The following is a 13,454-nucleotide window of genomic DNA, read 5'->3' on the forward strand; positions in this document are numbered from 1 at the left end:
CCGGCCTGATCACCGGCCCCTCCCTCTCTCTCCGCGAGAGGGGGAAGATCAGTTCACCACCACTGGCCCGGCTTGGCCGTGAAGCCCGCCGCCCGTTCCAGCGCCGCGCCGACCTGGAAGACCGTGGCCTCGTCCAGGGCCTTGCCGATAACCTGGAGGCCGAGCGGAAGGCCGTTGGAATCGACGCCGGCGGGGACCGAGAGGCCCGGCAGGCCGGCCAGGTTGGTCGTCACCGTGAAGACGTCGTTCAGATACATGGTCAGGGGGTCGATCTGCTTGTCCCCCAGGGCGAAGGCGGCCGACGGGGTCGAGGGGGTCAGGATGGCGTCCACCCGGCCCCAGACATTGTCGAAGTCCTCGGCTATGCGGCGACGGACCTTCAGCGCCTTGACGTAGTAGGCGTCGTAGAAGCCGGCCGACAGCACATAGGCGCCGATGGTCAGGCGACGCTGGACCTCCTTGCCGAAGCCCTCGGCGCGCGAGGCGGCGTAGAGGTCGTCCAGGGACTTGAAGTCATCCGCCCGGTGCCCGAACCGCATGCCGTCATAACGGGCCAGGTTGGACGAGGCCTCGGCCGGCGCCACGATATAATAGGTCGGCAGGGCGTATTTGGTGTGCGGCAGGCTGATGTCCACGATCTCGCAGCCGGCGTCCTTCAGCCAGGCCACGCCTTGGTCCCACAGGGCCTGGATCTCGGCGGGCATGCCGTCCACGACATATTCGCGTGGCACGCCGATGCGCAGGCCCTTGACCGACTGGCCGACGGACTGGGTCCAGTCGGGGGTCGCGACGTCAAGGCTGGTCGAATCCTTGGCGTCGAACGAGCACATGGATTGCAGTAGCAGGGCCGCATCCTCGACCGTCTTGGTGATCGGTCCCGCCTGGTCCAGCGAACTGGCGAAGGCCACCATGCCGAAGCGGCTGGCGCGGCCATAGGTGGGCTTGATCCCGACCGTGCCGGTGAAGGCGGCGGGCTGGCGGATCGAGCCGCCGGTGTCGGAGGCGGTGGCGGCCAGGCACAGGTCGGCGGCCACGGCCGAGGCCGAACCGCCCGAGGATCCGCCCGGCGTCAGATCGGCGTTGGAGCCGGTCGATTTCCACGGGTTCTTGACCGGACCGAAGGCCGAGGTCTCGTTGGACGAGCCCATGGCGAACTCGTCCATGTTCAGCTTGCCCAGCATGACCGCCCCGTCGCGCCACAGATTGGCGGTGACGGTCGATTCATACGGCGGGACGAAGCCGCGCAGCATGTTGGACCCGGCCGTGGTCTGGACGCCCTCGGTGCAGAACAGGTCCTTGATCCCCAGCGGCGCGCCTTCCAGCACCCCGCCCTCGCCCGAGGCGATGCGGGCGTCGGAGGCGCGGGCCATGTCCATGGCCTTGTCCGCCGTCACCTCGACATAGGCGTTTAGCGTCGGATTGGCGGCCTCGATGGAGGTCAGGAAGGCCTGGGTGATTTCGGCCGAGGAAAAGTCCTTGGCCTTCAGGCCGTCGACGGCGCCCTTCAGGGTCAGTTTGGTCAGATCGCTCATGACTATTCGACCACCTTGGGCACGACGAAGAAGCCGTCGGCGGACTTCGGGGCGTTGGACAGAACGGCGTCGATCTTGCCGCCGTCGGTGACCACGTCCTCGCGCAGGCGCAGGGGCTGGGCGACGTTCGAGGTCATGGGCTCGACGCCGTCGACATCGACCTCGTTCAGCTGCTCGATCCACTGCAGGATGCCGTTCAGTTCCTGGGCCAGCGGCTCCAGCCGATCCTCGGGGGTCTTGATGCGGGCGAGATGCGCGACCTTGCGCACCGTCGCAGCGTCGATGGCCATGCGGCCCTCCAATGCACGTCGGTAAAGGGGTCTAGGGGGCGGGATTAGCGGCACAGGCGCGGATTCACAAGAACATCGCCCCGCTGGCGCGCCACTGGCCGGATATGGGTCGCATCCCGTGTCGTAAAAACAGGGTGACAAACCGCCAAACCGCCAAACTCACTGCATCGCGCCCTCCCGCGTTTACGACCTGACACTATAACCCGGCCGGAAAGAGCGATGGGTTGGCGGGCGTGAAATCAGCCTCAAACGCTTGTGCAGACGCAGTACAGCGTGGGCGGCCAATAAATTTTGTCGGCTGGTCGCCGCGCTGTTCAGCGCAAGCAGTCAGGCAGCGGCTCTGCACGCGGCGCACGCCAAACGATGGGGTTAGCTCGCCCCGTTACCTCGGCCGAAAGGAGATGCGGGTGCTGTTCCGGCCAAGTGAGACTATACTGCATCAGTACGACCTCCTGTACGCCGCTCGGGCCGGGGATGACCACATCGAGGTCGAGCGTAACGGACATGATCCGTTCTGTATCTCCAGGCTGCCTCGCAATGCAGCCAACCGGCATGTGGCTGCCGCTCCAGTTCACCACGTGTTCAAGCCGGAACAGCCGCTCACCATCGCGACCGGGGACGCCGATGTAGAGCATCGCAGCCCGTCCGTTCCTGCGTTGGGACTTGCCGTACAGGCGAACGCCGGGCGAGCCGAGAAGGAGGCCCGCGCTTTTCTCTTGGGGTGTCAGCACTCCGGCCTCAACGGGCCTCAACTTCACCGAAGTCGCCGGGGGAAAAGCCGAAACAGGGCCCGCTACAGTCGCCAGAACGACAAACGCAACCACCCGTGAAATCGTACGCATTACGCCCTCCCCGCCCGAGATTTCTCGAACCATCGCCTTTGACTTAAGCCCGCGCCAGTCCTAACCGCAGGCCGTGCCTGTTCTCGACCTCCTCGACCTGCCCGCCGCCTGCCCGCCCGACACCCCGTGGATGGGGCTGGATCTGGGCGAGAAGACGATCGGGGTGGCGGTGTCGGACGCCATTCGCATGATCGCCTCGCCGCTGGAGCTGATCCGCAAGTCCAAGTTCACGCTGGAAGCCGAACAGCTGTTCAAGCTGATGGCCCATCGCAAGGTCTCGGCCCTGGTGATCGGCCTGCCGGTCAATATGGACGGGACCGAAGGGCCGCGCGCCCAGTCGTGCCGCGCCTTCGCCCGCAATCTGGAGCGGCTGCGGCCGGTCAACGTCGCCTTCTGGGACGAGCGGCTGTCCACCAGCGCGGTCGAACGGTTCCTGATCGAGGACCTGGACCTGAACCGCAAGCGCCGGGCCGAGGTCGTGGACCGCACCGCCGCCGCCTGGATCCTGCAGGGGGCGCTGGACCGGGTGCGGGATCAGGCGAGCTGGATTTGAACGGGCTGATCGCCGGCGTCCTGCCGGTCTTTCTGATGATCGCCCTGGGCTATGGCTTGCGAAAGTCCGGCTTCCTGCCGGACGAGGCCTGGCGGCCGATCGAGAAGCTGTCGATCAATATCTTCTATCCCAGCTTCCTGATCCCCGCGATCTGGCATGCCGATCTGGCCGGCGGCGGGGCGACGGTGGCGGGGGCGGCGGCGGTCGGGGCGACCCTGATCGTGGCGGCGGCGACCTATGCGGCCAAGCCCCTGATCCCGCTGGACGGGCCGGCCTACACCAGCGTGTTCCAGGGGGTGATCCGCTGGAACAGTTTCGTCTTCGTGCCGGTGATCCAGTCGGTCTATGGCTCGACCGGGACGGCCATGGCGGCGGTGGCCATCGCCTTCATCATTCCGGTGACCAATATCACCTGTGTGGCGGTTCTGGCCAAATGGGGAGCGCTGAAGCGCGAGCCCTCGGTGCCGGGTCTGGCGAAGTCGATGATCGCCAATCCGATCCTGCTGGCCTGTCTGATCGGTCTGGGGCTGAACCTGCTGCGGGTCCCGCTGATCCCCGGCCTGTCGGATGCGATGGACCTGCTGGGCGCGGCCGCCCTGCCCCTGGGGCTGATCGTCGCCGGGGCCGGCCTGTCCTTCGCCGAGGTCAGGCGCCGCCAGGGGACCATCGCCGCCGTGACCCTGGTCAAGCTGGGGGTCATGCCGCCGCTGATGTGGCTGATCGCCTGGGCGCTCGGCGGCGACAGCCTGACCCAGGGGGTGGCCCTGATCTGCGGGGCGGCGCCGGGATCGGCCGCCTCCTATATGCTGGCGCGGCAGATGGGCGGGGACGCGCCCCTGATCGCGGGGATCATCGCCTCGACCACCGTCGGCAGCGCGGTGGTGATTCCGATGCTTCTGGCCCTGTTCCACTTCGTTTGATCCGCGGCCCGGCCGGCCCCCGGTCTGGCGTTTGCGGCGACTCCCGCCTATAGGCGCGTCTCGATGACCCAGCCCCACGACGTCACCGACCAGACCATTCGAGAGCGGCTGATTCCGTTCCCCAAGGCCCATTTCCTGGCCGCCTCGGATCTGAACCCCTTCGTCACCCCGCAGCTGCTGGACCTGGGCGACGCCTTCGTCGACTTCAATCGCCAGTCGTCCAAGGCCCTGGACCTGCTGCACGGGCGCACGGTGGTGAACCTGTTCTTCGAGAACTCGACCCGCACCAGCTCCTCGTTCGAGATCGCCGCCAAGCGGCTGGGCGCAGACGTGGTGACCATGCCGGTGGCCTCTTCGTCGGTGAAGAAGGGCGAGACCCTGATCGATACGGCGGTGACGCTGAATGCAATGAAGCCGGACATTCTGGTGATCCGCCACTCGGCCTCGGGCGCGGCGGAGCTGCTGAGCCAGAAGGTCGGCTGCGCCGTCGTCAACGCCGGGGACGGCCGGCATGAGCACCCGACCCAGGCTCTGCTGGACCTGCTGTCGATGCGGCGGGCCTTCGGCGATGTGACCAGCCTGACGGTCGCCATCTGCGGCGACATCACCCACAGCCGGGTGGCGCGGTCGAACGTCGCCCTGTTGCAGATGATGGGCGCGCGGGTGCGTCTGGTCGGGCCGCCGACCCTGGTGCCCGGCGACGCCGACCGCTGGGGCTGCGAGGTCTTCCACGACATGCGCGAGGGATTGGCGGGCTGCGACGTGGTGATGATGCTGCGGCTTCAGCTGGAGCGGATGGCCGGCGCCCTGGTGCCCTCGACCCGCGAATATTTCCGCTTCTGGGGTCTGGACCGCGAGAAGCTGGCCTGGGCCAAGCCGGGCGCCCGGGTCATGCATCCCGGGCCGATGAACCGGGGCGTCGAGATCGATTCCGACGTGGCCGACGACCTGGACGTCTCCCTGATCCAGGATCAGGTCGAGATGGGCGTCGCCGCCCGCATGGCCGTGCTGGCCTCCCTGTCGGCCCGTTGGGGAGACGCCGCATGAGCGACACCATCATCGTCTTTTCGGACGCCCGCCTTCTGGATCCGGCCACAGGCAGGGACGGCCCCGCCACACTCATCGTCCAGCACGGCAAGATCATAGAAGTCGCATTCGAGCGGCAGTTTCATACTGAGCTCGGCGCAGATTTCGAGATTATCGACTGCGACGGCCACTGCCTCGCGCCCGGCCTGATCGACATCCGGGTCAAGACCGGCGAACCCGGCGCTGAACCGAAAGAGACGCTGAAGTCCGCCAGCCTGGCCGCCGCGGCCGGGGGCGTGACCACCATCGTGGTCCAGCCCGACACCGATCCCGCCGTGGACGACCCGGCCATGGTCGACTTCATCCAGCGGCGCGGCGCGGCCCTGAATCTGGTCAATGTCCGTGCGGCCGGCGCCGCGACCAAGGCCCTGGACGGCCAGCGGATGGCCGAGATCGGCCTGATGGACGAGGCCGGCGCCCTTTATTTCACCGACGGCGACAAGGTGATCGTCAACAGCCGCACCCTGCAAAGGGTGATGAGCTACGCCGCCGCCTTCAACGCCCTGATCGCCTGTCGTCCGGCCGACCCCTGGCTGACAGAAGGAGCGGTGGCCGCCTCCGGCGAGCTGGCCACGCGGCTGGGCCTGTCCGGCAGCCCGGCCATCGCCGAGCGGATCGGGCTGGAGCGCGACCTGGCCCTGGTCGAACAGACGGGCGCCCGGTTCCTGGTGGATCAGATCTCGACCGAAGGCGCGCTGGAGACCCTGGCGCGGGCGCGGGCCAAGGGGCTGGAGGTCGCCGTCAGCGTCTCGATCAACCACCTGTGCTTCAACGAGGTGGATATCGGCGACTATCGCACCTTCTACCGGCTGGACCCGCCGCTGCGCTCCGAGGCCGACCGTCAGGCCCTGATCGAGGCGGTGCGCGAGGGGCTGATCGACGTGATCACCTCGGCCCACGCCCCCGCCCCGGCCGAGGACAAGCGCCGCCCCTTCGCCGAGGCCGCGCCCGGCGCCGTGGGTCTGGAGACCCTGCTGCCGGCCGCCCTGACCCTGCACCACGAGGACGGTCTGGACCTGCTGGACGTGCTGCGGCCCCTGACCCAGGGACCGGCGGCGCTTCTGGGCCTCGACGCCGGGGTGCTGGCCGAAGGCGCGCCCGCCGACCTGGTGCTGTTCGACCCCGGGGCGCCGGTGATCGTGGATGCGGATGCGCTGCGCTCCAAGTCGAAGAACTCGCCGTTCGACGGACGCAGACTGCAGGGCAAGGTGATCGGGACCTGGGTGGGCGGCCGTAAGGTTTTCTGAAGCCCGCTTCGCTACTTTCGTCATCCTCGGGCTTGACCCGAGGATCGGACGCGGTCCTGGACCGATTAAACCTTCGTCGCATCAACGGCGGACCTTCCGATCCTCGGGTCAAGCCCGAGGATGACGGTGTTCACGCCGTCAGCATCCGCTTCACCACCCGTTTGAACGGCGCCGTGGCCTGGCCGGCGCGCAGGGCGGCGCCGCGCGCCAGACGGGCCGGGGGCGTTTCCTGGGTGAACAGGCGGACCAGGGCGTTGGTGCCCTGGTACAGGGGCCAGCTGGCGAGGCGGTGGTCGCGTTCATAGCGGGCCAGCAGACGTTCCGACCCGATGTCCCCGCCCCGCGCCGACTTCAACACCTTGGCCAAGACGTCCTGTCCGCGCAGACCCAGGTTGAAGCCGTGGGCGGTGACCGGGTGCATGCCCACCGCGGCGTCGCCGATCAGGGCGAAACCCTCGCCCGCGAACCGGCGGCTCCAGGTGGTGGCCAGCGGATAGGCGCAGCGTTCGCTGACCAGTTCCAGCCCGGTCAGCCGGCCCTTCAGCCGCCGTTCCATCTCGACCGCGAAGGCGTCGGGCGACAGGCGCATCAGGTCGGCGATGGCGGGGGCGGCCAGGGTGAGGACGACGGAGGAGACCCGCTCCTGGGCGTCCGCGACCGGCAGCAGGGCGACGGTCTGGCGATGGTCGAACCATTCGGTCGCGACATGGCCGTGCGCCTGGTCGTGGCGCATCCGGCAGACCATCATCGACCGGCCCAGCCGGTTCATCTCGACCCCGACGCCCAGTTGGTCGCGCACGCCGGAAAAGCGGGAATCCGCCGCCACGATCAGCCTGGCCCGGATCGTCGTCCCATCGTCCAGCACGACCCGGCCGCGCGGGGCGGCGCCCTGGACGGCGCAGCTGGCCACTCGCCGCCCCGCCATCAGGATCACGCCCGCCTGGCCTTCGACAACGTCGAACAGGGCGCGGCGGATCAGGTGGTTGGGGATCAGGACGCCCAGCCGGTCGGCGCCGCCGACGTCGAAGGTCAGGGCGAAGGGCGAGCCGCCGTCCAGCACCCGCGCCTCGCGCAGGTCCGAAATCTCTTGCGCCGGAACCCGGTCCCAGGCGCCGAGGGACTTTAACAGGCGGATGGAGTTGTGGGTCAGGGCGATCTCGCGTCCGTCGAAGGCCGGGTCGCGCAAGGCCGCCTCGTCCTGTCCCTCGATCAGAGCGATCGTCAGCCCCGCCCCGGCCAGCGACCGGGTGAAGGCCAGGCCCGCCGGTCCGGCCCCGACCACGGCCACGTCGAACATCAGATCATCGCGCATGCTGAACTCCTGATCTTCCCCTGCCCTAGCCCGTTCGTCCGCTCCTTGATCGAGCGCAAATCGTCGCGTCAGCGCGGGCGGCGGCAGGCGGCGGCCTTGGCGACTTCCGCGCCCAGCACCGACTGGACCGCCAGGGGCGTGTCGGTGGCGATGACGGTCACGCCCTGGCGGAACAGGTCGCGGTATTCGGAGACGTCGCCGTCGGCGGCGTAGCGGTCATCGCGGCGGCGGCCCTCCGCCCCCAGGGTGCCGAACTGGACCTCGACCCCCGCCTGACGCAGGGCCGACCACAGGCCGGGCCGCTCCTCGCGCGTGCCGGTCCAGGCCAGGATCTGGGCCGGATTCAGACCGTCCAGATCCTCGACGCCGTCCAGACCGGCCGAAATCATCATCTCCGGCGCCAGGGCCGCCACGGCGCGGGCGTCTGCGTCATTATAGGTGATCAGGATGACCCGGTTCTGCGCGCCCGAGCGCCGCACCTCGGCAATGATGGCTTTCGCCAGATCGACCGTGGTCGCGCCTTCGGCCGGTTTCAGGTCCAGGCTGGCGATGGCGCCGACCCGCCCGGCGGCGTCCAGCGCCTCGGCCAACGTCGGGGGCGCGGCCTCGGTCAAGGCGCCGTTCGACGCCTTCAGCCGGGCGGCCTTGACCTGGGCCAGGGTCAGGTCGGCGACGCGGCCCCGGCCGGTCGTGGTCCGCTCCATCGTCTCGTCGTGCATCAGCACCAGATGGCCGTCCTTGGTCAGGACCGCGTCCAGTTCGAGGATGGCGCCGGGAATGGCTCGCCCGGTCGCCTCGATGGCGGCGATGGAGTTCTCAGGCTGGTCCGGGGCCGAGACCGCCCTATGGGCGGAGATGGCCACGCCGCCGTCGCGGACACAGTCGAAATAGGCGGCCATGGCCGGGCGGGACACGGCCCCCTCCCCGCCGGTCGGAGCGCCGACGCAGGCCGAAGCCGACATCAGCAGGATCGAGACGGCGACGGCGGTGGAATATCGGCTCATGAGAGTCTCCGGAAAGGCGGGCGGACCTGACCCTGCGTCATTCATCGGGTCAAGAGGCCGGATCGCCCTTGCTCCGTAAGGCGCGCCGACGCATTTTGCCGCTGCATTTCCCGGGGAGAGAATCAAAGTGCAGGATCTGGTGGGGCCCGCGGTCGGGACCTTGGCGCTGGTCGCGCTGGGCGGATATCTGCTCGGCTCGATCCCGTTCGGCGTGGTGATCACCCGCGCCGCCGGCGCCGGCGACGTGCGCAACATCGGCTCCGGCAATATCGGCGCGACCAATGTGCTGCGCACCGGGCGCAAGGACCTGGCCCTGGCCACCTTGCTGCTGGACGCCGGCAAGGGGGCCGTCGCCCTGTTGATCGCCCGCGCCCTGTTCGACAGCCAGGCTGCGGGCGCCATCGCCGGCGGCGCGGCCTTCCTGGGCCACCTGTTTCCCGTCTGGCTGAAGTTCAAGGGCGGCAAGGGGGTGGCGACCTTCTATGGCCTGCTGCTGGCCGCCGCCTGGCCCCTGGGCCTGATGGCCGGCGCCGTCTGGCTGATCAGCGCCTTCGCCTTCCGCTATTCGTCGCTGGCGGCCCTGATCTCCTCGGCGACTGCGCCCCTTCTGGCCCTGTTGCCGCTGGCCGCCGTCGGCCTGCCGGTGGACATGCCGATCCTGGCCCTGACCGTCTTCGCCGCCGTGCTGATCTGGATCCGCCACCACGAGAACATCGCCCGGCTGCTGAAGGGCGAGGAGCCGCGCATCGGGGCCAAGAAGGCGTGACCCCGGCGGCGGACGAACGGTTCGCCCGGCTGCGGCTCGCCCGCACCGACCGCATCGGTCCCGTCGCCTTTTCCCAGTTGCTGGGCCGTTATGGGTCAGCTGTCCGCGTGCTGGAGGTCCTGCCCGACCTGGTCCGCAAGTCCGGCGCGGCCTCCATTCCGCCGCCCGTCGCAGGCATTGAGCGCGAACTGGCTGACGGCGAGCGGATCGGCGCGCGCCTGCTGGTGCTGGGCGATCCTGACTATCCTGAGATGTTGGCGAACCTGGACCCGCCGCCGCCGATTCTGTGGGCGCGGGGTCGGGTCGATCTGTTGAACATGCCCAGCATCGCCATCGTCGGCGCCCGTATCGCCTCGGCGGGCGGGCAGAGGATCGCGCGCGGCCTGGCGCTGCAACTGGGTCAGGCCGGGCATGTGGTCGTGTCGGGCATGGCGCGCGGCATCGACGCCGCCGCCCATGAAGGCGCCCTGGCGACGGGGACCGTCGCGGTCCTGGGCGGCGGGGTGGACGACATCTATCCGCCCGAACATGCGGACCTCTACGGCCGGCTGGTTGATCAGGGCTGCGTGGTGTCCGAGAGCCCCGTTGGCGCCCGCGCCCAGGCGCGGGACTTCCCCCGCCGCAACCGCATCATCTCGGGCTTGTCGCGCGGCGTCGTGGTGGTCGAGGCCGAGATCAGGTCCGGCTCGCTGATCACCGCCCGGCTGGCGGCCGAACAGGGGCGCGACGTCTTCGCCGTGCCGGGCTCGCCGCTGGACCCGCGCGCCAAGGGGCCGAACGAACTGCTGCGCCAGGGCGCCGTCCTGTGCGAGGGGATCGAGGATATCGAGCGCGCCTTCAACACCTTACGCACCCTGCGCGCGCCGTCGTCGGAGCCGATCGCCTATGGCGAGGTGGACGACGATTTCCTGGACCGGGTCGCCGCCATCCTGTCCCCCACCCCGACGCCGCGCGACGAGATCGCCCGCGCCCTGAACGCACCGATGGGCCAGGTCGCCGCCGCCCTGCTGGAGCTGAGCCTGGCGGGCCGGGCCGAGCTGCTGCCGGGCGGTCTCGTTTCGCTATAGGGGCCTCGATATAGCGAAGTCTCTTCCGGACTCGCCTTCAATCCGTGATAGTCAGGCCTGATCCCCCCGACAGAGGGCTAGTTTACGGGCGTCCGGCGGCCGGTGCATTGACACATGGCTCCGCTCCAACCACGTTCGCGCCCCTTCCCGAGACCGAACACGCATGAACCTCGTCATCGTCGAGAGCCCCGCAAAGGCCAAGACCATCAATAAATACCTCGGCTCCGGCTATGAGGTTCTGGCCTCCTACGGCCACGTCCGGGACCTGCCGTCCAAGGACGGATCGGTCCTGCCCGATGACGACTTCTCCATGCACTGGGAGGCCGACGCCAAGGGCGCCAAACGCCTGTCCGAAATCGCCGAGGCCGCCAAGCGCGCCGACCGCGTCATCCTGGCCACCGACCCCGACCGCGAAGGGGAGGCCATCAGCTGGCACGTGCTGGAGGTGCTGAACAAGAAGAAGGCGCTGAAGGACACCCAGGTCGAGCGCGTCACCTTCAACGCCATCACCAAGTCCGCCGTTCTGGACGCCATGGCCAAGCCGCGCCAGATCGACATGGAGCTGGTCGAGGCCTATCTGGCCCGCCGCGCCCTGGACTATCTGGTCGGCTTCACCCTGTCGCCGGTGCTGTGGCGCAAGCTGCCGGGCGCGCGCTCGGCCGGGCGGGTGCAGTCGGTGGCGCTGCGCATCGTCGTCGATCGCGAGATGGAGATCGAGAAGTTCACGCCTCAGGAATACTGGTCCATCGAGGCCGACCTGAACGCCGACAGCCCGCCCTTCACCGCCCGCCTGGTCAAGCACGCCGGCAAGCGGGTGCAGCGTCTGGACATCAAGGACGAGGCCACCGCCGCAGCCGCCCGCGCCGCCATCCAGGCCGGCGACTTCACCATCAACTCGGTCGAGAAGAAGCCGGTCCGTCGCAACCCGGCGCCGCCCTTCACCACCTCCACCCTGCAGCAGGAGGCTGCGCGCAAACTGGGCTTCACCGCCCAGCGGACCATGCAGGCGGCGCAGAAACTGTATGAGGGCGTGGACGAGACCGGCGGCCTGATCACCTATATGCGGACCGACGGCGTGTCCGTCAGCCCCGAGGGTCTGGCCCAGGCGCGCGAGGTGATCGGCAAGGAGTTCGGCCCGGCCTATGTTCCGGCGGAACCTCGTCATTACAAGGTGAAGGCGAAGAATGCTCAGGAAGCGCACGAAGCGATCCGGCCCACCAACATCGCCCGCCATCCCGACAGCCTGCGCCTCGAGTCCGATCTTCAGCGCCTCTATGAGCTGATCTGGAAAAGGATGGTCGCCTCGCAGATGGAGGCCGCGCGCCTGGACCGCACCACGGTCGAGATCGAGACCTCCGACGGCCAGACCGGCCTGCGCGCCACCGGCCAAGTGGTGACCTTCGACGGCTTCCTGGCCGTATATGAGGAAGGCCGCGACGAGAAGCAGAAGGGCGCGGAAGGCGACGAGGGCGAAGACGACACCAGCCGCCTGCCCGCCCTGAAGGAGGGCGCCAAGGCCAAGGTCGACGCCATCCGCACCGAGCAGCATTTCACCGAGCCGCCGCCGCGCTATTCCGAAGCCACCCTGGTCAAGAAGCTGGAAGAACTGGGCATCGGCCGGCCATCGACCTACGCCTCGACCCTATCGACCCTGCGCGACCGGGAATATGTCCGCGTCGAGAAGAACCGCTTCTATCCCGAGGACAAGGGGCGGCTGGTCACGGCCTTCCTGGAGCAGTTCTTCAGCAAATGGGTCGAGTACGACTTCACCGCCGCGCTTGAGACCCGGCTTGACGAGGTTTCGGCCGGCGATCTGAACTGGAAGGTGCTGCTGCGCGAGTTCTGGCAGGACTTCCACGCCGCGACCCAAGCCGCGGGCGAGCTGCGCACCACGGCCATTCTGGACGCCCTGAACGAGAGCCTGGGCGCCCATATCTTCCCCGACAAGGGCGACGGGTCCGACCCGCGCGAATGCCCCCTGTGCCACCAGGGCCAACTGAGCCTGAAGACCAGCCGGTTCGGCGCCTTCATCGGCTGCTCGCGCTATCCTGACTGCAAATACACCCGTCCCGTCGCCAGTCCTTCGGCCGAGGACGGGTCGGCCGAGAGCGGCGATCGCGAACTGGGGGTCGATCCGGCGACCGGACACCCCGTGCAGCTGAAGATCGGCCGCTTCGGCCCCTATGTCGAAATCGCGCCGCCGGACGGCGAGAAGCCAAAACGCTCGTCCCTGCCCAAGGGCTGGTCGCCCGCGTCCCTGACGCTGGACCAGGCTCTGCGCTTGCTGGCCCTGCCGCGCGAGGTCGGGGTTCACCCCGAGGACGGCAAGATGATCACGGCGGGCCTGGGCCGTTACGGTCCCTTCGTCCTGCACGCCGGCACCTACGCCAATGTCTCGGACATCGACGAGGTGTTCGAGGTCGGTCTGAACCGCGCCGTCGCCCTGCTGGCCGAGAAGCGCGCCGGTCGTCCCGGCCGCGGGGCGGCTGCGGCCCCGCTGAAGGACCTGGGCGCACACCCGGAGACGGGCGAGCCGATCCACGTCATGGCCGGCCGCTTCGGCCCCTATGTCAAATCGGGCAAGATCAACGCCACCCTGCCGAAAGGCACGGCGCCCGAAGACCTGACCTTGGAAGCCGCCCTGCCCCTGCTCGCCGCCAAGGCCGGCGCGGCGCCGAAGAAGAAGGCGCCGGCGAAGAAAACGGCTGCGTCGAAGAAGGCTGCGGCTGCGAAGAAGCCCGCCGCCAAGAAGGCGCCGGCGAAGAAGGCCAAGGCGAAGGCGGAAGACTGACTCATAAGGCCCCTCTCCCGCCGGGAGAGGGCTTGAGCGCACGA

Annotated in this window: 12 protein-coding genes; 7 read left to right on the forward strand and 5 right to left on the reverse strand. The window is 68.8% G+C overall.

Going from position 1 to position 13,454, the window contains the following annotated elements:
• Positions 1–53: 53 nt before the first annotated feature.
• The 3 genes from gatA to BSP_RS16410 form a co-directional block, all read right to left on the reverse strand.
• Complete coding sequence (gatA, locus tag BSP_RS13010; RefSeq protein ID WP_152950596.1) at positions 54–1,532, reverse strand: Asp-tRNA(Asn)/Glu-tRNA(Gln) amidotransferase subunit GatA; 1,479 nt, start codon at positions 1,530–1,532, stop codon at positions 54–56.
• 2 nt (positions 1,533–1,534) lie between these two features.
• Positions 1,535–1,822, reverse strand: coding sequence for an Asp-tRNA(Asn)/Glu-tRNA(Gln) amidotransferase subunit GatC (gatC, locus tag BSP_RS13015; RefSeq protein ID WP_008261275.1), 288 nt, complete (start codon positions 1,820–1,822; stop codon positions 1,535–1,537).
• Between the two features lie 314 nt (positions 1,823–2,136).
• Entirely contained in the window at positions 2,137–2,664 is a 528-nt protein-coding gene (locus BSP_RS16410) for a hypothetical protein (protein WP_227975968.1), read from the reverse strand.
• 73 nt (positions 2,665–2,737) lie between these two features.
• Here BSP_RS16410 and ruvX point away from each other — a divergent pair, with 73 nt between their 5' ends.
• From ruvX to pyrC, 4 genes are all read left to right on the forward strand, one after another.
• Positions 2,738–3,217 carry a Holliday junction resolvase RuvX gene (ruvX, locus tag BSP_RS13020; protein WP_152950597.1) on the forward strand — a complete coding sequence of 160 codons (480 nt, stop codon included), beginning with the start codon at positions 2,738–2,740 and terminating at the stop codon, positions 3,215–3,217.
• On the forward strand, positions 3,214–4,137 hold the full coding sequence (locus BSP_RS13025) for an AEC family transporter (protein WP_152950598.1): 924 nt from the start codon (positions 3,214–3,216) through the stop codon (positions 4,135–4,137). Before ruvX ends, BSP_RS13025 begins: the two co-directional genes overlap by 4 nt.
• 63 nt (positions 4,138–4,200) lie before the next feature.
• Positions 4,201–5,184 carry an aspartate carbamoyltransferase catalytic subunit gene (locus BSP_RS13030; RefSeq protein WP_152950599.1) on the forward strand — a complete coding sequence of 328 codons (984 nt, stop codon included), beginning with the start codon at positions 4,201–4,203 and terminating at the stop codon, positions 5,182–5,184.
• The gene (gene pyrC / locus BSP_RS13035) at positions 5,181–6,470 is read left to right on the forward strand and encodes a dihydroorotase (protein ID WP_152950600.1); all 1,290 of its coding nucleotides are present in this window, start codon (positions 5,181–5,183) and stop codon (positions 6,468–6,470) included. The genes BSP_RS13030 and pyrC overlap by 4 nt, the downstream gene beginning before the upstream one ends.
• A 130-nt stretch (positions 6,471–6,600) precedes the next feature.
• Here the strand turns inward: pyrC and ubiM are convergent, their stop codons facing one another.
• Positions 6,601–7,782, reverse strand: coding sequence for a 5-demethoxyubiquinol-8 5-hydroxylase UbiM (ubiM, locus tag BSP_RS13040; RefSeq protein ID WP_054766113.1), 1,182 nt, complete (start codon positions 7,780–7,782; stop codon positions 6,601–6,603).
• A 68-nt stretch (positions 7,783–7,850) separates the two neighbouring features.
• On the reverse strand, positions 7,851–8,786 hold the full coding sequence (locus tag BSP_RS13045; RefSeq protein ID WP_054766114.1) for a glycerophosphodiester phosphodiesterase family protein: 936 nt from the start codon (positions 8,784–8,786) through the stop codon (positions 7,851–7,853).
• Positions 8,787–8,913: 127 nt separating this feature from the next.
• On the opposite strand from BSP_RS13045, the gene plsY reads away from it, so the two are divergent.
• The 3 genes from plsY to topA all read left to right on the forward strand — a co-directional run bounded on the left by plsY (position 8,914) and on the right by topA (position 13,410).
• The gene (gene plsY, locus BSP_RS13050) at positions 8,914–9,552 is read left to right on the forward strand and encodes a glycerol-3-phosphate 1-O-acyltransferase PlsY (protein WP_152950601.1); all 639 of its coding nucleotides are present in this window, start codon (positions 8,914–8,916) and stop codon (positions 9,550–9,552) included.
• A complete protein-coding gene (gene dprA, locus BSP_RS13055) occupies positions 9,549–10,619 on the forward strand; it encodes a DNA-processing protein DprA (RefSeq protein ID WP_152950602.1) in 1,071 nt (356 codons plus the stop codon). The genes plsY and dprA overlap by 4 nt, the downstream gene beginning before the upstream one ends.
• A gap of 163 nt (positions 10,620–10,782) precedes the next feature.
• Entirely contained in the window at positions 10,783–13,410 is a 2,628-nt protein-coding gene (gene topA / locus BSP_RS13060) for a type I DNA topoisomerase (protein ID WP_152950603.1), read from the forward strand.
• Positions 13,411–13,454 lie beyond the last annotated feature (44 nt).

The organism is Brevundimonas sp. Bb-A, assembly GCF_009394735.1.
Lineage (GTDB): Bacteria > Pseudomonadota > Alphaproteobacteria > Caulobacterales > Caulobacteraceae > Brevundimonas > Brevundimonas aurantiaca.

Bases quoted from the DNA above. Each gene is read 5' to 3' on its own strand.
- gatA (WP_152950596.1), bottom strand. From the start codon at position 1,532: ATGAGCGATCTGACCAAACTGACCCTGAAGGGCGCCGTCGACGGCCTG.
- topA (WP_152950603.1), top strand. From the start codon at position 10,783: ATGAACCTCGTCATCGTCGAGAGCCCCGCAAAGGCCAAGACCATCAAT.
- BSP_RS16410 (WP_227975968.1), bottom strand. From the start codon at position 2,664: ATGCGTACGATTTCACGGGTGGTTGCGTTTGTCGTTCTGGCGACTGTA.
- BSP_RS13030 (WP_152950599.1), top strand. From the start codon at position 4,201: ATGACCCAGCCCCACGACGTCACCGACCAGACCATTCGAGAGCGGCTG.
- pyrC (WP_152950600.1), top strand. From the start codon at position 5,181: ATGAGCGACACCATCATCGTCTTTTCGGACGCCCGCCTTCTGGATCCG.
- gatC (WP_008261275.1), bottom strand. From the start codon at position 1,822: ATGGCCATCGACGCTGCGACGGTGCGCAAGGTCGCGCATCTCGCCCGC.
- BSP_RS13045 (WP_054766114.1), bottom strand. From the start codon at position 8,786: ATGAGCCGATATTCCACCGCCGTCGCCGTCTCGATCCTGCTGATGTCG.
- ubiM (WP_054766113.1), bottom strand. From the start codon at position 7,782: ATGCGCGATGATCTGATGTTCGACGTGGCCGTGGTCGGGGCCGGACCG.